Raw genomic sequence first — 23,776 nt, 5'->3', positions numbered from 1 at the left:
GGCCTTGTAACCGGCCGCGTTCTTGATTTGAGCATGATCTTTTCGGAAAACCGGTACCCACTTTTCCGGATCATGCTTCTCAAGCTGCGTTCGCTTTAGCGTAGCGTTTGGCCATTACCGCGTCGAATGCATTTCCCATCTCGACGGCCGACGGCTTCAGTCCCGTAAACAGTTCGAATGCATCCGCTGCCTGATAGATCGCAAGCTCGCGCCCGGTCATGACCTCGGCGCCTTTTGCCTTGGCGGCATTCAGCAGCGGCGTCCATAGCGGCGTGTAGACCGCGTCCGCCACCCACATGCCCTTGTGCAGCAAGGCATCCGGGACAGGCGTGCCGCGGTTCGGCAGCATGCCGACCGGCGAGCCGTTGACGACCCCGGTGGCGCCGCGCATCGCGTCCTCGACGCTACCGGCAGCCCTCACTTCACCATGGCTCTTGAGCTGCGCGGCGAGCTGTTGGGCCTTGGCGCGATCGGTGTCGAAAATCCTGATCTCGCTCACGCCGGTCTCCGCCAGTGCGAAGGCGATTGCCCTGCCGACGCCGCCCGCGCCGATCACGGCGACGCGGCTCTGCGCGGGATCACGGACCAGTTCGGTAACCGCCCGACCAAACCCCGTGGTGTCCGTGTTGTATCCGATCAGCCTGCCACCCCTGACCACGACCGTGTTGACCGCGCCGATCGCGCGCGCCCCCGGCGACAATTCATCGAGCAGGGAAACCACCGCTTCCTTGTACGGAAAGGTGACGTTGACGCCCGCAAAGCCCAGACGGCGTACACCGTCGAGCAGCAACCGCAACTCTTCGCGGCCAGCGCCGGCGACTTCGATCAGCTGGTAGTGGCAATGCGCGCCGAGCGCTTCGGCGGCCCGCTCATGCATCGCCGGCGACGCCGAATGCGCGATCGGCGCGCCGATCAGGCCGGTGAGAAAACGGCGGTCGGCCGGAGCAGGAGGTCGGGCGGCAGGGCTCATGATCTCGTCAGCGAATAGCGGTTCGGGACAAGCCCCGATGCCGCCCGACGATAGCGTTTTGCCGACCTAACACAATTACCCATTTATGCCAGCTAGATAACATCATGTTATTTCCTGCGGCACGTTATTTCAGGCGGGGCTTGGCATCGGGATTTCGCCGCGCCGCCTTGTCCGGTCCCACCGCCCGCATTTCCGAGCGCAGGCATTCGATGAAATGCTCGATGTGCAGCGACAGCGGCGCGCCGCGTTTCACGGCAATGTACGTGTCGAAGCGGGTTGGCTCGACGATCCTGAGCAATTCGATGCCGGGATAACCGCCATGGGCGACGGTAAACTGGTCGATCACGGCAATGCCGAGACCAGCCTTGACCAGCGCGCACACGGTGGTGCCGAAGCGCGCGCGGATGGTGATGTCGTAGTCGAGTTTGTTGCGCGCGAAGATCCCCGACATGATCCGCCCGTAGGGATCGTTGGGATCGATGCCGATCAGGGGATAGCGGATGATCTCGGCGGCCGAGACCTGCTTGCATCCGGCAAGCTCATGCCCCGCCGGCACGATGCAGAACAATTCGCCCGACGCCAGCGGCAGGAAATCGAGGCCGGGATGCTCGAGCCGGTAGCTCATGGCGACGCAATCGCCACGGCCCAGCAGCAGATAATCGACGGCCTCCTCGATCTTGAGGATGTTGATGTCGATCCGCAATTCCGGATAGCGGCGCCGAACCCGCTCGATCGCGCGCGGCACCATCACCTGCGAGATGCTGGGCACCGAACCGATGCGCAGTTCGGACAGATCGCCGCGCCCAATCTTGGAGATGATCTCGGTGAGATCGTCCATCTTCTCGTAGACGCCGTTGATCTGCTCAAAAATGTTGCGGGCTTCCGGGGTCGGGAAATAGCGCCCGTTCTGGCGCTGGAAGAAGCGGACACCCAGGGATTTCTCGGTGTACTTCACCAGCCGGCTGATGCCGGGCGCTGACACATTGAGAAGCCTCGCCGCGCCGCCGATCGTGCCGGTCACCATCACGGCGCGAATCACCTCGACCTGGCGAAGCGTCATCATGTGCGAAGGCTCCGGAGATGAACTTGCGGGATACTATCATCTTCCATCGGCGCGCCGGGCTGCCGGCGCAAAATTCTCTGGCGGCCCGGAGATTGACGATCAGGCACGATCGCGCGATCCGGCAATCACATTCCTGGCGGCAGTGAGCGCGCGCTGCGCCCGCGCCTTCGCATCCATCGTCTTCGCAAGCTCGGTGGTCGGGACTTCGATACTGACCGTGATATCCGCCGGCAAAGCGCGCGTCAGCGAGACGAGATCGATGCCGCCCTCGCCCGGAAACATCCGCTCGTAGCGAGCGGCATGTATCATGACTTCCGTCGTGGTGGGCCGCTCGGCCGGGGCATCGCATATTTGCCAATAATGCAGCCGGTGCGCGGGAACGCGCGCGAGTTCGTCGATCGAACTCCTCGACCGGTCGAAATGCAGCGCATCCACCAGCACGCCGGCATTCGGCTGCCCTGCCTGCGCGACAATGCTGCTCGCGGTCGAAAGATCGGGAACGTAGGTCCATGGCATGAATTCGAGATCGGCGGTCAACCCATAAGCGGCCGCGGCCTCACAGAATGCCGCATAGCGTTCGCTGAACCGGCCGAGGTCGGGATCGTAGGCGGCGACCAGAACGTGCCTGGCGCCGAGCCGCGCGCCGGTCTCGAAAAAAGCGGAGAATGCGGCCATCTCGGTTTCCGGCCGGAGCGCAACCACTTCGAGGTCAGCTACGGTGATGCCCGTCGCATCCAGCCGGGCGAGCGTTTCCTTCAGGCCGGCATCGTCTTCCATCAGCGGATAGGCAATGCCGCCCTGCATGGCGGGCAGCAAGCGGAGCCCGACCTGCTGATAGCCGCAGACCGCGGCGACGTCGATCAACGCAGGGGGTGCGAGTTCGAGGACGGTCAGCGCGGCGAGGGAGAACGATGTCATGATGGTCTCGTCAAGCGCTGGTGGCGGGCGGCGCTGGACACCCTACTTGATCGGCGGGCGCGGCAATACGGCCTCGCCCGCTTCCATCCTGTAGACATGGTCGAGCGAATACCAGGGCGGGCGGACATCTGCCACGGCCGGACGCGGCTCGTCATGACGCATGAAATCGCCGATCAGCGCCTTGGTGACGCCAAATTGCACATCGCTGTCGATGTGCGGATCGGCAGGATCGTAGACCTGCGAGATCAAGACCTTGAATCCCGGCTTGAAGATCAGCGCATGCAGATGTGCCGGCCGGTAGGGATGCCGGTCCTGCACCTTCAACAGCCGTCCGACCACGCCATCGGTCGGGATCGGATAGCCGACCATCATCACGGAGCGAAAGGCGAAGCGACCATCGGCATCGGTCGTGAACTTACCCCGCAGGTTCATCTCCGCCTGTTCGGGGTCCTGGTTCTCGTAAAGGCCGACCGGCGAGGCGTGCCATACATCCACCTCCGCCCCGGCAACCGGATTGCCGGCATGGTCCTCGACACGTGCGGTGACAAAGAGGGTTGCCCCCGGCGTTTCGGACCGAACGATCGAGCCGCCGTTTTCGACACGCGGAGAGTTCAATCGCCAGAACGGCCCGAGCAGCGACTGCGCCGTTTCGGTGTTGCCCTGATCGCCATTGTTCAGAAGGCAGACCAGCGGGGAAACGCCGAGCGAGCCCGCCATCAGTACGACTTCGTTGTGCGTATCGGTCGATTGCCGGCCCATCTCGGCGAGAATCGCGGTGGCTTCGCGGAACTCCGCTTCGGTCAGCCCGACGTCACGGACGAAACCGTGCAGGTGCCTGACCAGCGATACCATGATCTCGCGCAACCGCGGATCGGACGTCCGCTCCATCACGGACGTCGCCGCAACCGTGACGTCCTGCTGACGCCCGATGATCATTCCACACTCCCGGCCGGCCGCGCCTACACGTCGAAGAACACGGTCTCTTTGTCGCCCTGCAGATGGATATCGAAACGATAGACCGCGTTGCCGCCCGGCTGGCGCGTCGCGATCAGCGTCGCGCGGCGATCGGCCGGCACCAGCGCCAGCACAGGATCGGCGGCATTGGCGGCCTCGCCGTCGAAATAGATCCGCGAATAATTGTGCAGCAGCATGCCGCGCGCGAACACGGCGAGCACGATATGCGGGGCCTGCGGCTTGCCATCGGGATCGGCGACCTGCCCCGGCTTGATGGTATCGAAGGCATAACCGCCCTTCGCATCGGTGCCGATGCGGCCGAACCCCTTGAACGTTGAATTCGGCAGCGCCCGCTTGTCCTGCGGGTCGGAGAAGCGCCCCTGCGCGTCCGCCTGCCAGATCTCCAGCATGCAATCCGGCACGACCGCGCCGTCACCGTCGAACACCTGGCCCTCGACGCGAATGCGTTCGCCTGACGTATCCGCTGTCACGAGATTATTGCTGAACGTGTCGTTCCAGTCGTATTTGCCGTTCGGCGTCAGGCCATAAGCGAAATACGGACCGACGGTTTGCGACGGGGTAACACCGTCCGGTTTGGCCTGTTGCACTTATTTGTTCTCCATCGGCGTGGCGTTGCGCCCGCGCAGCACAATGTTGAAGCGGTAGCAAAGCGCCCAATCCGGCTTGGTGTTTTCCAGATCGAACGACGAGATCATCCGGCTGCGCGCCTTATCGGTCACCGAATTGAAGATCGGATCGAACGGAAACAACGGATCGCCGGGGAAATACATCTGCGTCACCAGCCGCGAGACGAAGGAGTGACCAAACACCGAGAAGTGGATGTGGGCCGGCCGCCAGGCGTTGTGGTGATTGCCCCAGGGGTAAGCACCGGGCTTGATGGTGACGAAGCGGTAATAGCCTTGGGCGTCGGATTGGGCGCGGCCGGCGCCGGTGAAATTCGGATCGAGTGGTGCGGGATGCTGATCGACGACATGGACGTAACGGCCGCAGGCATTGGCCTGCCACAACTCAACCAGTGTGTTCGGCACGCCGCGGCCGTCTTCATCGAGCACATGCCCGTGCACGATGATGCGCTCGCCGATCGGCTCGCCCTTGCCTTGAACGGTGAGGTCGTGATCATTCTCGCGCACCGTCTCGTGGCCGTAGACCGGCCCGGTCAGTTCCGAGAGCGTATGCCGCATCGGAATCAGCGGCTTGGAGGGCGAGCGCTTGACCGTGCTCTTGTAGGCGGGGGACAGCCGCGGCGGATGCGCCGCGAGACTTTGCACCGGATAGACCAATGTCATGACGTATCCCTCCCTCGCACCGCGCTATCAGCGCAAAACCGCTTTGCGATTTTGTCGCTAAGCGTCGCCGCCAGATCATTATATGACATAACTAATTTGGGAAAGCGCTGTTTTCGCCCTCCCAATTAGTTGTTTTAATTAATCTTTTCGATCGCGACCGCAACGCCCTGGCCGACGCCGACGCACATGGTTGCCAAGGCAAGCTTCCCGCCCCGCTTCTCCATGCCGTGCACCGCCGTCAACGCCAGCCGCGCGCCGCTCATGCCGAGCGGATGGCCGAGCGCGATCGCGCCGCCATGCGGATTGACGAAGTCGGCGTCGTCCTTGACGCCCAGCTGCCGCAGACAGGCTATGCCCTGCGAGGCGAAGGCTTCATTGAGTTCGATCAAATCGAAGTCAGAGATCTTGATGCCGAGCCGCTCCATCAGCTTCTTGGTCGCCGGCACCGGGCCGATGCCCATGATGCGCGGCGGCACCGCGGCCGAGGCGAGACCAAGGATGCGCGCCCGCGGCGTCAGTCCATGCTTCTTCACGGCGGCTTCGGAGGCGAGGATCATCGCGGCTGCGCCGTCATTGACGCCCGACGCATTGCCTGCGGTCACCGTGCCGGGATTGCGCACGATCGGCTTCAATTTCGTCAGTCCCTCCAGCGTAGTCTCGGGACGCGGATGCTCGTCCTTGTCGACGATGACAGGCCCGGCCTTGCCGCCCGGCACCGACACCGGCGTGATTTCCTCGGCAAAATAACCGGAAGCGATCGCAGCGCCCGCGCGCTGCTGCGAGCGGATCGCCATCGCATCCTGGTCGGCGCGCGACACCTGGAATTCCTCGGCGACGTTCTCGCCGGTTTCGGGCATTGCATCGACGCCATACTGCGCCTTCATCAACGGATTGATGAAGCGCCAGCCTATGGTGGTGTCGTAGATCTCCGCCGAGCGCGCGAACGCCTCCGGCGCCTTGCCCATCACGAACGGCGCGCGCGTCATCGACTCGACGCCGCCGGCAATCGCGAAATCGATTTCGCCTGATCGAATCGCCCGTCCCGCGGCACCCACCGCATCGAGGCCGGAGGCGCAGAGGCGATTGAGCGTCTGGCCGGGAACCGATTCCGGGATGCCCGCGAGCAACAGCGCCATCCGCGCCACGTTGCGGTTGTCCTCGCCGGCCTGGTTGGCGCAGCCGAAAAACACCTCATCCACCTGAGACCAGTCGAGATTGGGATGTTTCGCCATCAGCGCCTTGATTGGGGTGGCGGCCAGATCGTCGGCGCGCACCTTGGCGAGCGAGCCGCCGAAACGGCCGATCGGGGTCCGGACGGCATCGCAAATGAATACATCACGCATAGAATCTCTCCCTGAATGCCGTGCTTTAGGCGTTGAGCCGCTGGAACTGTTGGCGAGTTTTAGGAGCGTGCCCGCGGCAGGTCAATTGAGGCTTGCCACTCCTGTTGTGCTCCGGCGGGATGCCCGTCATGCGGGCGTGATCAATTATGCGGCGTGGGGCGTGGAAAACTCTGACAATGGGGGTAAGGGAATAGGACCGGGCGGCGAAATTTTGTAGTTTGCGCCCCCTGGAGCCGTGGCCGGCTCCAGCTTCTCCCTTTGACGCGTTTTCTTCACGCGAACCGGTACCCACTTCACTTGAAAACGCTCTGATGACGATCCAGCAATCCATCCCCGCCCCCGCGCCCCCTGAGGCCACGCCGGCCGCCGACGCGAGTTCGCGCGTCACGCCGATGATGGAACAGTACCTCGAGATCAAGGCCGCCCATCCCGGCCTCTTGCTGTTCTACCGGATGGGAGACTTCTACGAGCTGTTCTTCGAGGACGCGGAGATCGCCTCCAGAACGCTCGGCATCGTGCTGACCAAGCGCGGCAAGCATCAGGGCATGGATATCCCGATGTGCGGCGTGCCGGTGGAGCGCTCCGAGGACTATCTCCATCGCCTGATCAATGCCGGCCATCGCGTTGCCGTCTGCGAGCAGACCGAAAATCCGGCCGCGGCGCGCGCGCGCGGCAACAAGAGCGTGGTGGCCCGCGGCGTGGTGCGGCTGGTGACGCCGGGCACGTTGACCGAAGACACGTTGCTCGATGCCCGCACCAACAATTACCTGCTGGCGATCGCGCGCGCCCGCGCCTCCGCCGGCGGCGACCGCATTGGCCTCGCCTGGATCGACATCTCGACCTCGGAGTTCATGGTCACGGAATGCTCGACCGCGGAACTCGCGGCGACGCTGGCGCGGATCAATCCGAACGAGGCCATCGTCACCGACGCGCTCTATGGCGATGCCGATCTCGGCCCGCTGCTGCGCGAATTGCCGTCAGTGACGCCTCTGACCCGCGACGTCTTCGATGGCGCCACCGCGGAACGGCGGCTGTGCGATTATTTCGCGGTCGCGACCATGGATGGCCTGTCCGCGATGTCGCGACTGGAGGCGACCGCCGCGGCTGCCGCCGTCACCTATATCGACCGCACGCAGGTCGGCAAACGGCCGCCGCTGTCGCCGCCGTCGCGCGAGGCCGCCGGCACCACGATGGCAATCGACCCCGCCACCCGCGCCAATCTCGAATTGACCCGGACGCTATCAGGCGAACGGCGCGGATCGCTGCTCGATGCGATCGATTGCACGGTCACCGCCGCCGGTTCGCGGCTATTGGCGCAGCGTCTTGCCGCACCGCTAACCGACAGCGCGGGAATCGCGCGGCGGCTGGACGCGATTGCAGCTTTTGTCGCCGACAGCGCCGCGCGTGACGACGTCAGAACCACGCTGCGCGCCGCGCCCGACATGTCACGCGCCTTGGCACGATTGTCGGTCGGGCGCGGCGGGCCGCGCGATCTTGCGGGCTTGCGCGACGGCATCCTTGCCGCCGACCAGGCGCTGGCGCGGCTCGCGCAACTGGAAGTCCCGCCGCCGGAAATCATCGCGGTGATGGAGGCGCTGCGCAGCCCCTCGCGCGACCTCGCCCGCGAATTCGAACGCGCGCTCGCCGAGCAACTGCCGCTGATCAAGCGCGACGGCGGTTTTGTGCGCGAAGGCTATGAGGCGGCACTCGACGAGACCCGCAGCCTCCGCGACGCATCGCGCCTCGTCGTCGCCGCCATGCAGGCGCGCTACGCCGAAGACACCGGCATCAAGGCACTCAAGATCCGCCACAACAACGTGCTCGGCTATTTTGTCGAGGTCACCGCGCAGCACGGCGACAAACTTATGGCGCCGCCCTTGAACGCGACCTTCATTCACCGCCAGACGCTGGCCGGACAGGTTCGCTTCACCACCTCCGAACTCGGCGAGATCGAAGCCAAGATCGCCAATGCCGGCGACCGCGCGCTGAATCTGGAACTGGAAATTTTTGAGCGGCTCTGCGCCATGGCGCTCGCCGCCAGCGACGACCTGCGCGCCGCGGCGCATGCATTTGCATTGCTCGATGTCGCGACCGCGCTGGCGAAGCTCGCCGTCGACGACAATTATGTGCGGCCCGAAGTCGATGGCTCGCTCGGCTTCGCCGTCGAGGGCGGCCGGCATCCCGTGGTCGAACAGGCGCTGAAGCGCGACGGCCAGCCGTTCATTGCCAACGCCTGCGACCTCTCACCGGGGCCCGCGCAGAAGTCCGGCCAGATCTGGTTGATCACCGGCCCCAACATGGCCGGCAAATCGACCTTCCTGCGCCAGAATGCGCTGATCGCGCTGATGGCGCAGATCGGTTCCTACGTGCCGGCGTCACGCGCGCGGATCGGCGTGGTCGACCGGCTGTTCTCACGCGTCGGCGCGGCGGATGATCTCGCGCGGGGACGATCGACCTTCATGGTCGAGATGGTCGAGACCGCCGTCATCCTCAACCAGGCCAGCGAGCGCTCGCTCGTCATCCTCGATGAAATCGGCCGAGGCACCGCGACCTTCGACGGCCTGTCGATCGCATGGGCCGCGATCGAGCATCTACACGAAGCCAACCGCTGCCGCGCGCTGTTCGCCACGCACTATCATGAGCTGACCGCGCTTTCCGCCAAACTGCCGCGGATGTTCAACGCCACCGTACGCGTCAAGGAGTGGCAGGGCGACGTCGTGTTCCTGCACGAGGTGCTACCCGGTTCGGCCGACCGCTCCTACGGCATCCAGGTCGCGAAACTCGCTGGTCTCCCGCCCGCCGTGATCGCGCGCGCCAAATCGGTGCTGGCGAAGCTCGAGGCGCAGGACCGCGGCCAGACCGCGCGTGCGCTCGCCGACGATCTGCCGCTGTTCGCCGTGCCCTCCCGCGCCGCCGCCGAGCCCGTGCCGCCGAGCGAGGCGGAGCAAGTGATGGCAGCCGTGAAGGCGCTGCATCCCGACGAGATGTCGCCGCGCGAGGCGCTGGAGGCGTTGTATGCGCTGAAGGCGAAGTTGCCGAAGGGGTGAGGAGACTGTAGCCCGGATGAGCGCAAGCGATATCCGGGGCCGGTGCCAGCGCCGCCCCGTATGTCGCTGCGCTCATGCGGGCTACGAAGCGGGCTCTCACCCGGCGAAGGGCTGGATCAATTTCAGCGTCGCCGCCAAGCGGATGCTGCGCTTGCCTGCCAGCGCAGTCGCCTCGATCTCTGCACCCTCGGCGCTACAGCGGCCAGAGAAGCCGATGCCTACCTCATGACCGCCGAACAGCGGATGCTCGTCCTTTGCCGGGGTGTGCTCCTGATTGACGAACTCGCCCTTCCAGCGGCCGTTCGAGGAGGTGTAGGCGCCGAGATAATAGAAGAACGCGTCGCCGCCCAGGATGCGTCCGTCTTTCAGCAGCATCACGCCGGTTTGCCCGCCGGCGATGCCGTCCAGCATCCGGATGTCGATCGAGTAAAGCCCGCTGACGATGCCACCTTCGCCGACCAGCCCCGGCGGCGGAACATCGTCATTGCCGAGCGGCGTCATGACCGCGCGGAATACCGAGCCGGCATCTTCGAAGACGGAGCCTGCGAAGTGCCAGATGTCGCCCTGCGGCTTGCCGCGTATGTTGATCGTGACTGCGTCGGCACTGACCAGGTTTCTCCGGTGCGGCGATGGGCTGTGGCGCCGGGTCCTCAGCCTGGCAATGATCTCGCCGTCCACATTGTCGTAGGTGCCGAAATGGGCGAAGGCCGTATTGCCGCCGAGCATTGTTCCGGCATGGGCGTACAGCACGCTGCGGCCGGTGCCGCCGCTGATGTCGTATTCGACCTTGTACAATCCCTCCACCGCGCGCCCCATTCTGTGCACTGCCAGCTTAGCGGGTCTCATCGCGGTCGGTAACCATCAAACTTGCGGCTCGGCGCCTGCGACCTTCCTGCGCCCGAGCCACCACAGGCCCAGGTTCCAGCCGATGCAGGTCGCCAGCGCGAGGCTGAGCCCGATCGCCGAACCGAACTGCAACGCCGCCACATGCAGCACCGCGATCGCGATGCCGAGGCCGATCAGGCCCCAGGCGCTGTTGGCGAGCACGGCGGCGGTCGGCCGGCCACCGATGCGCGGATGCAGGATCAGCATCATGGAGGTGAACACGATCGGGAACAGCGCGATGATGCCGCTGACCTTCGGGCCGACCCAGCTCGACGTCGTGACCACCGTTGCCACCAGCATCGCAACCAGCGATGCCCGCAGCGGGATGTCGTACCAGCGGCGACGGATCGGCGGCATTTTGGCGTGGCGATAGCGGGCGAGCAGCGGGACGCAGATGGCGTAAGCGACGACATTGGCGATCAGCCCGCCGGCCAGCGACCACTGCACCGAGCGGATGACCGTGGCGAGCACCAGCCATACGGCAACCGCCGTGAGGCAACTGAGCAGCGCGCCATGGCGCTGCGCCAGCACGACATAGGTCAGCCCGAGAAAGATCGTCGCGGCGTTGATCGGCAGGCTCGCCAGCGCGCCTTCGGCGATGAAGGCGGCGTCATGATCGAGCGCGAGGAACACATAGGACGGCCCCGCCGAGATCGGCAACGTCGCGATCAGCGCGCCGATCACGGGCCCCGAGCGTTCAGTGACAACGGAAGCCGTCACCACGAACGCCGCGGCGAACGCCATGCGCAGGGCGAGCGTGAGGACGAAGGCGAGTTCGGGGGACATTATTCGTCGTCCCTGCGAACGCAGGGACCCATACGCCGCGGCTTCTCGATTTTGGGGGGTGTGGGCTGATACTTCCCGCACCCATGGACTTCGGTGGCTATGGGCCCCTGCGCCCGTGCGCAATTGCGCACCAGGCAGGGACGACACCGAATTTGGGCGCTCACACCCGCTTCATCGACACCGAAACTTTCGGGCCGTTCTTGATGGTCTGGTAGACCACACAATAGCGTTCGGTGAGTTTCAGCAGCAGGTCCAGCTTGTCCTGTGGCGCGTCGGTTCCGACCTCGAAACGCAGGCGGATTTCCTCAAAACCGACCGGGGCTTCCTTGTCGACGCCGAGCGTGCCGCGAAAATCGAGGTCGCCTTCGGCGATGACATTGCCGGTCTTCAGGGGAATTTCGACGGCGGTGGCCACCGACTTCAACGTCACGCCGGCGCAGGCGACGAGGGCTTCCAGCAGCATGTCGCCGGAGCAGAGCTCGAGACCGGAGCCGCCGGTGGCGGGGTGGAGGCCAGCTATCGCCAGCGCGCGGCCGGTCTCGACCTTGCAGGCAATGCCTTCATTGTCGATCGAGCCTTTGGCTTTGAGGGTAATGACCGCGGCGGAGGGATCGGACTTGTAGCGTTCCTTGATCGGAGCCTGCATCGCGTGAAGTTCGGCGGCGTCCATCTTCGTCTCCCGGTTGTTCTTTTTGCCAAGCCGGATTTAGTGCGAAATCGCGCCGCTGTCACCACCACATCGCCTCGCCGGCCACGGTTTTTGGGTCGGCATCGGGCACATTGCGGTCGAGCGAGCGATCGAGTGAGGTCAGCACATGACGTTTAAAATTTTCGAACAATGGTGAGGCACGGTCGCGCGGCCGTGTCAGGTTGATCCTGATCGCCTCGAACAGCCGGCCCGGCCGCGGCCTCATCACCAGCACGCGGTCCGCCAGCACCACGGCCTCGTCGACGTCGTGCGTCACCAGAACGAGGGTCGGCCGCGTGTCGTTCCAGAGATCGAGCAGATGATCCTGCAGGTCGCGCCGCGTGAAGGCGTCGAGCGCGGAGAACGGCTCGTCGAGCAGCAGCACTTCCGGCTGCGGCACCAGGGCGCGGGCAATCGCCACCCGCTGCGCCTGCCCGCCGGAGAGTTCGCGCGGCCAGGCTTTGGCCTTGTCGGCAAGGCCGACCCGCGCTAACGCGCGCGCCACCTTCGCGCGCTGGGCATCGGCCGGCAGCTCCGTCAGGCCGAAGCCGATATTGTCGGCGACGCTGAGCCAGGGCAGCAATCGCGGCTCCTGGAAGATGATGCCGATCTTGGCGTGCGGCGCCGTGATCGTAACGTCGTCCAGCGTCACCATACCTGACGTGGCGCGGTCGAGGCCGGCGATGGCGCGCAGCAGCGTCGACTTTCCGCAGCCGGACCCGCCGATGATGGCGACGATTTCGCCGGGCTTGATCTCGGCGGAAAAGCGCTCCAGCGCGTGAACGCCGTTGGGATAGGTTTTGCCGACGCGATCGAGCGCGAGCATCAGGCGGCTCCGCTCTGGCGGCCGAACGCATCCTGCCAGCGCAGCAAGGGCGCGGTGGCGATTTCGATCAGCCAGTCGGTGGTCTTGCCGAGGATCGCAAAGATCACGATCGCCGCCACGATCTGCGCTGGCTTGCCGAGCTGCTGGCCGTCGATCAGGAGATAGCCGAGCCCTTCGGAGGCCCCCATGAATTCGGCGGCGACGACGAACATCCAGCCCAGGCCAAGCCCCACACGCAACGCGACGACATAGGCCGGCAGCACCGCGGGCAGCAGGATGCGGCGGATCATCGCCGGACCGGAGAGGCGGAAAATGCGGCCGACCTCGACGATCTTGCGATCGACGGAAAGGATCGCGCCCATCACCCCGAGATAGACCGGGAAGAACACGCCGACCGCGATCAGCGCGATCTTGGACGTTTCGAAAATGCCGAGCCACAGGATGAACAGCGGCACCCAGGCGATCGAGGGAATCGCGCGCAGCGCCTGCACGGTCGGGTCGAGCAACTGCCGCGCCAGGCCCCAATAGCCGGAGATTGCGCCAAAAATGGTTCCGGCGGCGACGCCAAGGCCGAAGCCGGCGGCAACGCGCGTCACCGTCGCGGTGACATGGCGCGTGAGCTCGCCGCTTCGCGCCAGTTCCATCACAGTGGCAAAAATCTTCGTCGGCGGCGGCACCAGCCGGCCGTTGGAATAGCCGAGCCCGACCACGACTTCCCAGAGGATCGTGAGCCCGACCGGCAGCAACAGCCCGAGCGCCGGCCGTGCGTAGCGGCGTAGCCTCGCAGGAGATTGCTGCGAGGCAATCGCATCGGTCCGTTCCAGCGCGGGGAGTTCGACGGTCATGGCCATAGCAAGAACGCTTCTCGCGCGGGATTGCAAGGTGGAGGGTCGATCACGTCTCTATCCATCGTCGTCCCTGCGAACGCAGGGACCCATAGCCACCGGCCTTGGTAACGAAGGAAGGTGATTGTCGTCGAGAACTACAATGACGGCCGCGGCGTATGGGTCCCTGCGAACGCAGGGACGACACCGATACTTGCCTCAATTCGTCGGCAGCGGGACCTGATCGTCGATCAGTGCGTCCAGCGTCGCCTTCACGTCGACCTTGGCGTCGACGACGCCGGCCTGCTGCAAAGCGAGGCCCGCGGCGAGGATGGATTCGCGCTGCGGGGCGCCAAGCCGGCTGTGGGTCAGCTCGGTGCGCTCCTTGAGCTGCTTGTCGACGACCGCTTCCGGCAGCTTCGTCACGCCGATGAAGGTCTTCTTCAGGTCGTCGTAATTGGCCAGCGAATATTTGCGCGCTTCCTCGTACACCGCGAGCACGCGGCGGACGGCGTCCGGATAATCCTTCAGAAACTGCTCGCGCACATTGAGGATGCCCCAGGTGTTGGCGTCGGCCTTGCGGAAGAACAGCTTTGCGCCCTCCTCGACTTCGGCCTGCGCCATCATCGGATCGAGACCGGCCCAGGCATCGACATCGCCGCGGATCAGCGCGGTCTTGCCGTCGGCATGCTGCAGCAGCACCGGGGTGATGTCCTTTTCCGTCAGACCGGCGCCGAGCAGCGCGCGCACCAGGAAGATGTGCGGATCGGTGCCGCGCGTCACTGCAACGCGCTTGCCCTTGAGATCGGCAACGGACGCGATCTTGGAATCCTTGGCTGCCACCAGCGCGGTCCATTCGGGGCGCGAATAGACGTAGACCGACTTGATCGGGTTGCCGTTGATCCTGGCGACCAGCGCCGCCGAGCCCGCGGTCGATCCGAAATCGATCGAGCCGGCGTTGAGGAATTCGAGCGCCTTGTTGGAACCGGCCGACTGCACCCAGACCACGCTGATGCCGTCCTTGGCGAATTCCTTCTCCAGCAATCCCTTCTGCTTGAGGACCATCGACACGGGATTGTAGGTCGCCCAGTCGATGCGAATCTCCTTGAGCGCGTCGGCGGCAAAAGCCGCGCCGGGCAGCAAGGTCGAGACCGCGATGATTGCAGCCAGTGCGCGCCGTGAAATCCTGGGCATGGTCCCTCCCTTGATGCCGTAAGAAACATAATTATTTTCAATAAGTTATTCGGCAACGCAACAAGAAAATACGTGCCGGCAGCGGGCCGTGGTGAGCACGGCTTTACCCAAACGGATCGAAATCCAGCATAGAACTGCTGTTGCCCCACAATCATCAGTGACAGCCCCCGCGCCGTCCGATATCGGGATAGATCATGGATAGCGTCGTGACCGAGGACCGCTCCGGAGCGGATGAACGTTTCGATACCGCGCGGATCACCGCGGCAGTCGATGCGCTGGCCGAAAAACATGCCGGCCGCGAGGACGTGTTTCGCTCGGCGCTGGCCCAACTCCTGAAGGCCGAGATGATCGCGGCGCGCGCGACCGCGCAGGACGTGCTGCTGAAGGATCGCCACGGCCGCCGCTGCGCGGAGCGGCTGTGCTTCATGCAGGACGAAATCATCCGCATTCTCTACTCCGCGGCCACACGCCATCTCTATCGCTCGCACGTACCCTCCGGCGCCGAGCGCATGGCGGTGGTGGCCACCGGCGGTTACGGCCGCGGCCTGATGGCGCCGGAATCCGATATCGATCTGCTGTTTATTCTGCCCTACAAGCAGACCGCCTGGGGCGAGCAGGTCGCGGAAGCCATTCTCTATTGCCTGTGGGACATGGGGTTGAAGGTCGGCCACGCCACGCGCTCGGTCGACGAATGTATCCGCCAGGCGCGCGGCGACATGACGATCCGCACCGCGATCCTGGAGACGCGGTTTCTGACCGGCGACCAGCCGCTCTATGACGAACTGGTCGCGCGCTTCGACAAGGACGTCGTGCAGGGCACCGCTTCCGAATTCGTCACCGCCAAGCTTGCCGAGCGCGAGGAACGCCACCGTCGCGCCGGGCAATCGCGCTATCTGGTCGAGCCCAACGTCAAGGACGGCAAGGGGGGCTTGCGCGACCTGCACACCCTGTTCTGGATCGCCAAATACGTCTACCGCGTGCGCGAGACCGACGAGCTGGTCGAGCGCGGCGTGTTCGACGCGCAGGAATACCGCACCTTTCGCCGCTGCGCCGACTTCCTGTGGTCGGTCCGTTGCAATTTGCATTTCGTCTCCGGGCGCGCCGAAGAGCGGCTGTCGTTCGACATGCAGCGCGAGATCGCGGTGAGGCTCGGCTACACCTCGCATCCCGGCATGCAGGATGTCGAACGCTTCATGAAGCACTACTTCCTGGTCGCCAAGGACGTCGGCGATCTGACCGCGATCCTGTGCGCCAAGCTGGAAGACGAGCAGGCCAAGCCTGCACCGGTGCTGAGCCGCATGGTGGCGCGGCTGCGGCCGGGCATCAAGCGGCGACGGGTGCCCGACAGCGACGACTTCATCATCGACAACAACCGCATCAATCTCGCCGCGCCCGACGTCTTCAAGCACGACCCGGTCAATTTGATCCGGATCTTCCAGCTCGCGCAGAAGCACAACCTCGCCTTCCAGCCCGACGCGATGCGCACGGTGACGCGCTCGCTGAAACTGGTGAACTCCCAGCTTCGTGAAAATCCGGAAGCCAACCGGCTGTTCATGGAGATCCTGACGTCCGATAACGCGGAGACCGTGCTGCGGCGCATGAACGAGACCGGCGTGCTCGGTCACTTCATCCGCGCCTTCGGCAAGATCGTGTCGATGATGCAGTTCAACATGTACCACCATTATACGGTGGACGAGCATCTGATCCGCTGCATCGGCCACCTGCAGGAGATCGAGCGCGGCGGCAATGACGAGTTCACGGTCGCGAGCGACCTGTTCCGCAAGATCCGCCCCGAGCATCGCGCGGTGATCTACATCACCACGCTGCTGCACGACGTCGCCAAGGGCCGGCCGGAGGATCACTCGATCGCGGGCGCCAGGGTGGCGCGGCGGCTGTGCCCGCGGCTCGGCTTCAACGCCGCCGATACCGAGCTGGTGGCGTGGCTGATCGAAGAGCACCTCACAATGTCGACGGTGGCGCAGTCGCGCGACCTCTCCGACCGCAAGACGATCGAGAATTTTGCCGCCGTCGTGCAATCCGTCGAGCAGATGAAGCTGTTGACCATCCTGACCACCGCCGACATCCGGGGCGTCGGGCCCGGCGTGTGGAACGGCTGGAAGGCGCAGTTGCTGCGCACGCTGTATTACGAGACCGAGCCGGTCCTGACCGGCGGCTTCTCGGAAGTGAACCGCGCGCAGCGCATCGCCGTGGCGCAATCCGAATTCCGCGCCGCCTTCACCGAATGGCCGGACGCTGAACTCAACGCCTATATCGGGCGGCACTATCCCGCCTACTGGCTCAAGGTCGACCTGCAACGCAAGATTCGCCAGGCGCGTTTCATCCGCGCCAGCGAACAGGCCGGGCATCAGCTCGCGATCAATGTCGGCTTCGACGAGGCACGCGCCGTCACCGAACTGACGATACTGGCGACCGACCATCCGTGGCTGCTGTCGATCATTGCGGGCGCCTGCGCCTCCGCCGGCGCCAACATCGTCGACGCGCAGATCTACACGACCACCGACGGCCGCGCGCTCGATACCATCGCCATCTCCAGGGAGTACGATCGCGACGAGGACGAGGGACGCCGCGCCACCCGCATCGGCGAGATGATCGAGCAGGTGCTCGAAGGCAAGCTGCGGCTGCCCGAAGTGGTGGCCCGCAAGGCCGCCAACCGCGGCAAGGTGCGCGCTTTCGTGGTCGAGCCGGAGGTCACCATCAACAACCAGTGGTCGGACCGCTACACCGTGATCGAGGTCTCCGGCCTCGACCGTCCGGGCCTTTTGTATCAACTGACGACCGCGATCTCGAAGCTCAACCTCAACATTGCCTCCGCCCATGTCGCGACCTTCGGCGAACGCGCCCGCGACGTGTTCTACGTGACAGATTTGCTCGGCGCCCAGATCAACGCGCCAACCCGGCAGGCTGCGATCAAGAGCGCACTGATTCATCTGCTTGCCAGCGAAGACGACGTCGCGCAGCCGGCGGCGTGATACGCCAATCCTGTGGGATGGGTGGAGCAAAGCGATAGCTGCCTCGTCGCGGGGATGGATGGATTGCTTCGCTGCGCTCGCAGCGACGAAAAAATAGCGACACATATACAACTGTCATCCCCGCGCAGGCGGGGATCCAGTACGCCGCGGCCTATCAGTTCAATCAGTGACGTCTCTGGAATACTGGATCACCCGCCTGCGCGGGTGACGACGACTGAACTTGCGTTGGCGGCGATGGGTTTCGCCTCGCTCTACCCATCCTACATCGACCAGCGCGATCCTCACGACGGCCTTACGAATCCTTGCCCGCGTCCGGCTTGGCGGGGATGGCGATGGTCGGCCGTGCCACCGGATGATGCCTGCGATAGCGCAGCGCATCGATCAGCAGCGAGAGAATGGACGACCGCTGATGGCGCGTCGGGTAAGGCAGGTGGTCGTCCGACAACGGTCCGCGTGTTACGTCGTCGTCGTCGCAGAACTTCGGTGCGAAGGCGAGGAAGGCGCCGCCGAGATCCGAATGATGGAATGGGTTTCGTGGTGGGCGTCGCATCGGTCGTCAACCTTATGCAGGAGACGCGCGAGCTCGTTGCGATAGAGCCTCGCCCAGCTGCCATTCAAGCTGGTGAGGAATTCGAGCTCGCGGCCTGTGAGTATCGACATAGGAAACGCCGGGATGCGGAAGCAGGAGACATCGGGCCAATTTGCGCGAGGCCGTTACATCTTCTGCATTCCGGCGAAGTGCCTGCCGCTGTAGGGGCCGACATAAAGCCCGGTCTGCAGGCATTGCGATTTTGCGTCGCCGCACATTTGCGAGCGGTCCGGCCGTGTGCTGGAATTGTGAATGCAGGAGGCGGCATAGGCGCTGCAGGTATGCGGGATCGCGGCCCGCCGCATCGCCATCCGGTAGCGATAGGAGCGGCCGCCGTCGGATGACTGGCAACATTTGCCGTTCATCTTGCTGGCTGACGCCGTCGTAAATCCAGACGGCAGCACGATGGCGGAAATGGCGAGCGACAGGACGATGGCTAGCGACTTCATGGCAGACTTCCTCTTCACGGCTTTATCTCCTCGATTGACTAACCAAACAGACCCGCAATCGGCGCGACGCCGATGCTGTCGGGAAACACGGTGCTTGCGAGCGCAGGCTCGTCGACTCTCAGATGATCGCGGAGCAGGCCCTTGAGCACGGCGCGCAGATCGGTCGTGGGTTTGAGGTCGCGTTCCTCATAGAGCTGGGCTTGCTTCAGTCCCGGCCAGTCGGCGACCACGCGCCCGCCCCGCAAGGCGCCGCCGGCGAGAAACGCCACCGTGCCGGTGCCGTGGTCGGTTCCGTTGGTGCCGTTGATGCGCGCGGTGCGTCCGAACTCGGTGATGACGGCGACCACTGTCTCGCGCCAGGCGTCACCCATGTTGGTCTCGATGGCCGCCAGCGCGCCGTCGAGCGCCCCCAAGAGATTGGCGAGCTGACCGGACGCCGCACCCTCGTTGATGTGGGTGTCCCAGCCGATGAAGCCGACCGCACCGACCCGCGGGCCGTCGGGCTTGGCGAGAAAGCGGGCCGCGGTACCGGCGGCTTCCGCAAAATAGGCCCGCACCCCGGCGATGCCGGGAGCCGCAAGCGCAGCACCGTCGACCATGGCGGCATCCGATGGTCCGGTGGCGCCAAGCGCCGCCAGACGCACCCTTGCCTCGAGCGCGACGGCCAGTTTCGGGTCGGTATGCTTGTAGAGATCAAGCAGCCGGGCCTGGGTGTCCTCGTTGGCCGGCAACAATTTTTGCGGCACCCATGACAGCACCGGCGCGCGGCCGCGGACCACCAGCGGCGTCACGGAGCCCACGCCAAGGACGCGGCTGCCGCGCGGATCGACCCGGCCATCCGACGCCAACTCGGCCAGCGCGCGGTTGAGCCAGCCGGTGTCGACGGCGCCGGGCCGCGCGATGCCGCTTTCGAGAACGTCCTGGCCGTCGAAATGCGAGCGCTCGCGATAGGGCGTTGCGATCGCATGCACGATGGTCGCTTGCTGCGCCTTGTAGAGCCGGTGCAGGTTCGGCATCGCGGGATTGAGCGCGAAGAAGCCGTCGAGCGGCAGCGCCGGCGGCTTGCCGTCGAGCACGAGCGCGCGGTCGCCGCGCAGGGCGATCCAGTCGGGATCGCCGACGGGGGCGACCGCACCGAGACCATCGAGCGCGCCCCGGAGCACAATGACGAGCATGCGCGGATCACGACCCTCGGCGCGTGCAAGCCTCGGCATCTGGCTCCACGCGAACAGGCTGCCGGCGCCGATCAGCGCCTCGCGGCGAGTTGGCAGATGGTGGCGAAAATTCATGCTCACCTCCTCTGGAATTCGGTCGACATGAACAACAGCACGAGTGCCTGCTGACGGCTCTCGGCGCGGCCGACCGCCTGCTTCACCTCCGGCGACACCTGTGACCCGAGCACGGTCTCGATGACCTCCCGGGGATCGGTCCTGCCTGCGATGCGCTCGGCGAAATTATTGGCGACGTCGAGCCGCCGTCCCATGCCGTCGATCCAGGACGCTTCATCGTCCGGGAAACCCTTGGGCGACGGCGGACGCCACAGCGGTTCGCCGAGCAGGACCTGTCCATCCGTGTACCGCGTGGGGTCGGCCTGCGTGAGCCCGGTCGCGCGCACCATGCCGGCCACCCACTCGCCGGGCCGCTTGAGTTTGGCCGGCGGTTGCGTCCACGCTTCGTCGGACGAGACCATCACCTTGGTGACCTGCTTGAGATCGCCGCCGGTATCGAGAAAGGCCTTCGCCATCCGCTCCACCAGCGCAGGCGGCGGCGTATCGGCCACGAAATGGCGGGCCAGCTTGGTTGCCACATGCGAAGCCGTCGCAGGATTGGCGGCGAGATCGCGCAGCACGGCGCGTCCCTGCTCCACCGTTTCGTCCTCGTAGGACTTTCCCAATACCTTCTGCGCGCCGGGCTCGTGCAGGCGGGGATTGAAGGTGAATTCGCCGCCATGCTCGGGATTGTCGCCGGGCGGCACCAGCGTCCATCCGGTGAGAATGTTGGCGAAGCCGATGACGTCATCCTGGGTATAGCCGGTCCGCACGCCCAGCGTATGCAGCTCCAGAATCTCGCGCGCGAGATTTTCGTTCAGCCCGCGGGTGCGGTTGATTCCGGCTGTCGAGTTCGCGCCCATCGAGACCGTCTGGTCGAGATAGAACAGCATCGCCGGATGGCCCTCGGTGGCCAGCAACAGGTCGGTGAAGCGGCCGAGCACGTGAGGACGGATCGCCTCGCGCTCATAGGCGCCGGACATGCTGCGGATCTTGTCGGCCGAGACGCAGAAATGATTGGACCAGAACCAGACCAGACGCTCGACAAAACCGATCTCGGCGCCGAGCGCGGCCGCGACGCGAATCCGCGCCTCTTCGAGATAGATCGGCCGCCCCGGATCGGGGACGGCTTCGGCGGCCATCTTTGCCGCTATCTCGCCCGTACCCTGACCCTGCGCGGCGCCTTCCGTCATCGCGGACGCCTCCTCCATCTGCTGGCGTTTCGCGTCCTGTTCTTTCTTGGCGACGATCGCCTTGGCTTGCCGCTTCGCAAACGCGTCGGTCACCGCGCGAAAGGCCTTGGCGCTCGAAGGCAGATTGGCGGCAGCGAGTTCGCTGATCGCGGGACGATCGAGTTCGGCGATCAACGCGCCGCGCGGGTCGGCCTCGATCGCCGCGATCGATCCCGGACGCGGCCCCATCCCGAACCGATGGAGGGCCAGCGCCGCTTCAGCCTTTGCAGAACGGCTCATGGCGATACCCGAGGATGCGACATCCTGTAGTGCTACGAGTCGTAACATTTAGGCGACTGCGGTGCAAGCACCGATTGAGAGCCGTAAGGCCGCCGGATTGACCTTCCGCATGGTCAATGTTACGCATTGTAGCATATCGCCACTGATGACGCTTCCGAAGGTCCAACGACCCCTCCTTTGCGTCCGCCGCCTATCGCTCTCGCCAGGCCGGAAAGGGATACCCGAATGAAGCGTCTGCATCGGCTACTCGCGGCATTGTCGATTCTCTATCTCGTGACTCTCGGCCTCGCCACCGCCGCCCTCGCGTACGCCGTCGCGCCGGTGGGCGACCCGGAAGCACTCGGCTTCTCGTCATCGCGGCTGGCGCGGATCGCTGCCTGGCAGCAGTCGCAGGTCGATGCCGGCGCCTTCTCGGGCGCGGTTGCGGCGATCGCGCGCAACGGCAAGGTCGCGTATCTGCGGGCAGTCGGCTTTCGCGACCGCGCAAAGACGATCCCGCTTCAGAGCGATGCGATCTTCTGGATCGCCTCGATGACCAAGCCGGTCACCAGTGTCGCCGCGATGATGCTGGTCGAGGAGGGCAAGCTCGATCTTGCTGCTCCGGTCTCCCAGTATCTTCCCGAGTTCAAGGGCACGACAGTTGCTGTCGAGACCAGGGACGCGGCGACCGGCAAGACCGACATCACATACGAGCCTGAGAAGCGTCCGATGATCGTCGAGGATCTGCTGCGCCATACCGCCGGGATGATCCATGGCGTCGGTAACGCGAAGGTGGACCAACTGTACCACAAGCACCTCTACGACAAGGCCGGCGTCTTTCACCGCGACAGGACTCTTGCCGACGTCGTTTCCGAACTGGCCAAGCTCCCACTTGCTCATCAACCGGGCGAGGTCTGGGACTACGGTCACTCGGTCGATGTGCTCGGGCGTGTCATGGAAGTTGTTTCCGGTCAACCGCTCGATCAATTTCTCGAGGCACGCCTGTTCAAGCCGCTGGGCATGATCGATACCGGCTTTTACGTGCCTGAAGCCAAGCTGTCCCGCCTGGTCGATCCGCCCGCAGATAACTGGATCGGTCCGCCCGACAGCGTGTTGGCGGATGTCACCAAGCCCACCAAACTGTTCTCGGGTGGGGGTGGACTGGTGTCGACGGCCGCCGATTATCTGCGGTTCTGCCAGATGCTGCTCAACGGCGGCGAACTCGACGGCGTCCGCATCCTCTCGCCCGCAACTATCAGGCGAATGACGACGAACGCGCTGCCATCCGGCATCCGCTTCGCCGGCTATGCCAGCGGTGGCGTCGGCCCGCTCGCGGGCTCGACCTGGGGCCTCGGCTTTGCCGTGCGCAGCGATGCCGCGTGGAGTTTGGTGCCCGGATCAGTTGGCAGCTTTAGCTGGATGGGCGCATCCGGTACCTATTTCTGGGTGGACCCGACAGAGCAGCTTGTTGTCGTGCAGATGATCCATGCGTCCGGCGGGAGCGGTCCTTTCCAGCGCCCGCTTCGCAACCTCACCTACGGAGCCTTCCGCGTTCCTGACCATGGCGTCCCGGACGCTGCCGCAGCCCCGGTGAGGATCGACTCGGACACGCTCGCGGCTTACGCGGGAATCTATCGGCTCGGATCGTCCAGCTCACGCGACATGCAGGTACCCCGCGAGTTCGGCGGCCTTGGCGTCGACATCGCCATCGAACGTGGCCTCGTCAAGGTGGTGTCGCCGATCCGGGGCATGCCCGCCGCCAAGGCCGGCATCATGGCAGGTGACATCATCACACATCTCGACGACGTGGCGATCCAAGGCATTTCCCTCAATCAGGCGATCGAGAAGATGCGCGGGCCGGTCAACACCAGGGTTCGCGTGAGGGTCGTACGCAAGGGGCAGGACGCACCGATCGAGGTGTCGCTCGTCCGCGTCCAGATCCGACTACAAGGAGCTGCCGATCTTCAAGTCGTCAACAAGGATGGCAAGCTCCTGATCGAGGCAAGCGGAGACCTGCCGGTCCTCGATTTTGAGAAAGGTGCAGCGACCCCGGTCGTCCCGATGTCGAGCAACGAATTCTTCGTGGATGGCGGCGACCACACCCGCCTTGCCTTTCTGCGCGACGGGGCAGGACCGATGCGGCTGGTGCTCAATCCAGGGCCCTGGCAGATCACGGGTCAGCGGATCAACTGACGGGACACGAAGAGGAGGCGCGAAGGTCCAC

At 64.9% G+C, this 23,776-nt stretch carries 20 protein-coding genes; 3 read left to right on the top strand and 17 right to left on the bottom strand.

The window, feature by feature from the left end; translation table 11 throughout:
• Positions 1 to 79: 79 nt before the first annotated feature.
• The 7 genes from V1283_RS39360 to pcaF all read right to left on the bottom strand — a co-directional run bounded on the left by V1283_RS39360 (position 80) and on the right by pcaF (position 6,555).
• Positions 80 to 970, bottom strand: coding sequence for a shikimate dehydrogenase (locus tag V1283_RS39360; RefSeq protein ID WP_334391943.1), 891 nt, complete (start codon positions 968 to 970; stop codon positions 80 to 82).
• A 124-nt stretch (positions 971 to 1,094) separates the two neighbouring features.
• Positions 1,095 to 2,033 carry a LysR family transcriptional regulator gene (locus V1283_RS39355; RefSeq protein ID WP_334391942.1) on the bottom strand — a complete coding sequence of 313 codons (939 nt, stop codon included), beginning with the start codon at positions 2,031 to 2,033 and terminating at the stop codon, positions 1,095 to 1,097.
• 99 nt (positions 2,034 to 2,132) lie between these two features.
• Positions 2,133 to 2,951, bottom strand: a complete 819-nt coding sequence (locus V1283_RS39350) for a sugar phosphate isomerase/epimerase family protein (RefSeq protein WP_334391941.1) — start codon at positions 2,949 to 2,951, stop codon at positions 2,133 to 2,135.
• A 42-nt stretch (positions 2,952 to 2,993) separates the two neighbouring features.
• Positions 2,994 to 3,887, bottom strand: coding sequence for a dioxygenase family protein (locus V1283_RS39345; RefSeq protein WP_334391940.1), 894 nt, complete (start codon positions 3,885 to 3,887; stop codon positions 2,994 to 2,996).
• Between the two features lie 23 nt (positions 3,888 to 3,910).
• Entirely contained in the window at positions 3,911 to 4,513 is a 603-nt protein-coding gene (gene pcaG, locus V1283_RS39340; RefSeq protein WP_334391939.1) for a protocatechuate 3,4-dioxygenase subunit alpha, read from the bottom strand.
• Complete coding sequence (pcaH, locus tag V1283_RS39335) at positions 4,514 to 5,212, bottom strand: protocatechuate 3,4-dioxygenase subunit beta (RefSeq protein WP_334391938.1); 699 nt, start codon at positions 5,210 to 5,212, stop codon at positions 4,514 to 4,516.
• A 134-nt stretch (positions 5,213 to 5,346) separates the two neighbouring features.
• The gene (pcaF, locus tag V1283_RS39330) at positions 5,347 to 6,555 is read right to left on the bottom strand and encodes a 3-oxoadipyl-CoA thiolase (RefSeq protein ID WP_334391937.1); all 1,209 of its coding nucleotides are present in this window, start codon (positions 6,553 to 6,555) and stop codon (positions 5,347 to 5,349) included.
• Between the two features lie 311 nt (positions 6,556 to 6,866).
• Between pcaF and mutS the strand changes: the two genes are divergently transcribed.
• Positions 6,867 to 9,602, top strand: coding sequence for a DNA mismatch repair protein MutS (gene mutS, locus V1283_RS39325; RefSeq protein ID WP_334391935.1), 2,736 nt, complete (start codon positions 6,867 to 6,869; stop codon positions 9,600 to 9,602).
• A gap of 96 nt (positions 9,603 to 9,698) precedes the next feature.
• Here the strand turns inward: mutS and V1283_RS39320 are convergent, their stop codons facing one another.
• From V1283_RS39320 to V1283_RS39295, 6 genes are all read right to left on the bottom strand, one after another.
• A complete protein-coding gene (locus V1283_RS39320; RefSeq protein WP_334391934.1) occupies positions 9,699 to 10,418 on the bottom strand; it encodes a GrlR family regulatory protein in 720 nt (239 codons plus the stop codon).
• 45 nt (positions 10,419 to 10,463) lie between these two features.
• Positions 10,464 to 11,273 carry a hypothetical protein gene (locus V1283_RS39315; RefSeq protein ID WP_334391933.1) on the bottom strand — a complete coding sequence of 270 codons (810 nt, stop codon included), beginning with the start codon at positions 11,271 to 11,273 and terminating at the stop codon, positions 10,464 to 10,466.
• Between the two features lie 160 nt (positions 11,274 to 11,433).
• Positions 11,434 to 11,943 (bottom strand): OsmC family protein, encoded by a 510-nt coding sequence (locus tag V1283_RS39310; RefSeq protein ID WP_334391932.1) that lies wholly within the window; start codon positions 11,941 to 11,943, stop codon positions 11,434 to 11,436.
• A gap of 58 nt (positions 11,944 to 12,001) precedes the next feature.
• On the bottom strand, positions 12,002 to 12,787 hold the full coding sequence (locus V1283_RS39305; protein ID WP_334391931.1) for an ABC transporter ATP-binding protein: 786 nt from the start codon (positions 12,785 to 12,787) through the stop codon (positions 12,002 to 12,004).
• Positions 12,787 to 13,638 (bottom strand): ABC transporter permease, encoded by an 852-nt coding sequence (locus tag V1283_RS39300; protein WP_334391930.1) that lies wholly within the window; start codon positions 13,636 to 13,638, stop codon positions 12,787 to 12,789. The genes V1283_RS39305 and V1283_RS39300 overlap by 1 nt, the downstream gene beginning before the upstream one ends.
• A gap of 192 nt (positions 13,639 to 13,830) precedes the next feature.
• Entirely contained in the window at positions 13,831 to 14,805 is a 975-nt protein-coding gene (locus tag V1283_RS39295; protein ID WP_334391929.1) for an aliphatic sulfonate ABC transporter substrate-binding protein, read from the bottom strand.
• Positions 14,806 to 14,999: 194 nt separating this feature from the next.
• Between V1283_RS39295 and V1283_RS39290 the strand changes: the two genes are divergently transcribed.
• Positions 15,000 to 17,795, top strand: coding sequence for a [protein-PII] uridylyltransferase (locus tag V1283_RS39290; RefSeq protein WP_334391928.1), 2,796 nt, complete (start codon positions 15,000 to 15,002; stop codon positions 17,793 to 17,795).
• 292 nt (positions 17,796 to 18,087) lie between these two features.
• Here V1283_RS39290 and V1283_RS39285 read toward each other — a convergent pair whose 3' ends face one another.
• The 4 genes from V1283_RS39285 to V1283_RS39270 form a co-directional block, all read right to left on the bottom strand.
• A complete protein-coding gene (locus V1283_RS39285; RefSeq protein ID WP_334391927.1) occupies positions 18,088 to 18,345 on the bottom strand; it encodes a hypothetical protein in 258 nt (85 codons plus the stop codon).
• Positions 18,346 to 18,509: 164 nt separating this feature from the next.
• Positions 18,510 to 18,833, bottom strand: a complete 324-nt coding sequence (locus V1283_RS39280) for a hypothetical protein (protein WP_334391926.1) — start codon at positions 18,831 to 18,833, stop codon at positions 18,510 to 18,512.
• 38 nt (positions 18,834 to 18,871) lie between these two features.
• Positions 18,872 to 20,122 (bottom strand): DUF1501 domain-containing protein, encoded by a 1,251-nt coding sequence (locus V1283_RS39275; RefSeq protein ID WP_334391925.1) that lies wholly within the window; start codon positions 20,120 to 20,122, stop codon positions 18,872 to 18,874.
• 2 nt (positions 20,123 to 20,124) lie between these two features.
• The gene (locus tag V1283_RS39270) at positions 20,125 to 21,573 is read right to left on the bottom strand and encodes a DUF1800 domain-containing protein (RefSeq protein WP_334391924.1); all 1,449 of its coding nucleotides are present in this window, start codon (positions 21,571 to 21,573) and stop codon (positions 20,125 to 20,127) included.
• Positions 21,574 to 21,798: 225 nt separating this feature from the next.
• Between V1283_RS39270 and V1283_RS39265 the strand changes: the two genes are divergently transcribed.
• Positions 21,799 to 23,745: a serine hydrolase gene (locus tag V1283_RS39265; RefSeq protein ID WP_334391923.1), complete on the top strand. Its 1,947-nt coding sequence runs from the start codon at positions 21,799 to 21,801 to the stop codon at positions 23,743 to 23,745.
• The last annotated feature ends 31 nt before the right edge of the window (positions 23,746 to 23,776 follow it).

Source organism: Bradyrhizobium sp. AZCC 2262 (assembly GCF_036924535.1).
Classification (GTDB): domain Bacteria; phylum Pseudomonadota; class Alphaproteobacteria; order Rhizobiales; family Xanthobacteraceae; genus Bradyrhizobium.
This window is presented reverse-complemented; position numbering and strand designations above follow the sequence as displayed.

What these genes read in the sequence shown, in the direction of transcription:
- V1283_RS39305 (WP_334391931.1), bottom strand. Translation starts at nt 12,787, where the DNA reads ATGCTCGCGCTCGATCGCGTCGGCAAAACCTATCCCAACGGCGTTCAC.
- V1283_RS39275 (WP_334391925.1), bottom strand. Translation starts at nt 20,122, where the DNA reads ATGAATTTTCGCCACCATCTGCCAACTCGCCGCGAGGCGCTGATCGGC.
- V1283_RS39280 (WP_334391926.1), bottom strand. Translation starts at nt 18,833, where the DNA reads ATGAAGTCGCTAGCCATCGTCCTGTCGCTCGCCATTTCCGCCATCGTG.
- V1283_RS39265 (WP_334391923.1), top strand. Translation starts at nt 21,799, where the DNA reads ATGAAGCGTCTGCATCGGCTACTCGCGGCATTGTCGATTCTCTATCTC.
- pcaH (WP_334391938.1), bottom strand. Translation starts at nt 5,212, where the DNA reads ATGACATTGGTCTATCCGGTGCAAAGTCTCGCGGCGCATCCGCCGCGG.
- pcaF (WP_334391937.1), bottom strand. Translation starts at nt 6,555, where the DNA reads ATGCGTGATGTATTCATTTGCGATGCCGTCCGGACCCCGATCGGCCGT.
- V1283_RS39315 (WP_334391933.1), bottom strand. Translation starts at nt 11,273, where the DNA reads ATGTCCCCCGAACTCGCCTTCGTCCTCACGCTCGCCCTGCGCATGGCG.
- V1283_RS39355 (WP_334391942.1), bottom strand. Translation starts at nt 2,033, where the DNA reads ATGATGACGCTTCGCCAGGTCGAGGTGATTCGCGCCGTGATGGTGACC.
- V1283_RS39310 (WP_334391932.1), bottom strand. Translation starts at nt 11,943, where the DNA reads ATGGACGCCGCCGAACTTCACGCGATGCAGGCTCCGATCAAGGAACGC.
- V1283_RS39290 (WP_334391928.1), top strand. Translation starts at nt 15,000, where the DNA reads ATGGATAGCGTCGTGACCGAGGACCGCTCCGGAGCGGATGAACGTTTC.
- V1283_RS39350 (WP_334391941.1), bottom strand. Translation starts at nt 2,951, where the DNA reads ATGACATCGTTCTCCCTCGCCGCGCTGACCGTCCTCGAACTCGCACCC.
- V1283_RS39295 (WP_334391929.1), bottom strand. Translation starts at nt 14,805, where the DNA reads ATGCCCAGGATTTCACGGCGCGCACTGGCTGCAATCATCGCGGTCTCG.
- V1283_RS39300 (WP_334391930.1), bottom strand. Translation starts at nt 13,638, where the DNA reads ATGGCCATGACCGTCGAACTCCCCGCGCTGGAACGGACCGATGCGATT.
- V1283_RS39285 (WP_334391927.1), bottom strand. Translation starts at nt 18,345, where the DNA reads ATGCGACGCCCACCACGAAACCCATTCCATCATTCGGATCTCGGCGGC.
- V1283_RS39270 (WP_334391924.1), bottom strand. Translation starts at nt 21,573, where the DNA reads ATGAGCCGTTCTGCAAAGGCTGAAGCGGCGCTGGCCCTCCATCGGTTC.
- V1283_RS39360 (WP_334391943.1), bottom strand. Translation starts at nt 970, where the DNA reads ATGAGCCCTGCCGCCCGACCTCCTGCTCCGGCCGACCGCCGTTTTCTC.
- V1283_RS39345 (WP_334391940.1), bottom strand. Translation starts at nt 3,887, where the DNA reads ATGATCATCGGGCGTCAGCAGGACGTCACGGTTGCGGCGACGTCCGTG.
- mutS (WP_334391935.1), top strand. Translation starts at nt 6,867, where the DNA reads ATGACGATCCAGCAATCCATCCCCGCCCCCGCGCCCCCTGAGGCCACG.
- V1283_RS39320 (WP_334391934.1), bottom strand. Translation starts at nt 10,418, where the DNA reads ATGGGGCGCGCGGTGGAGGGATTGTACAAGGTCGAATACGACATCAGC.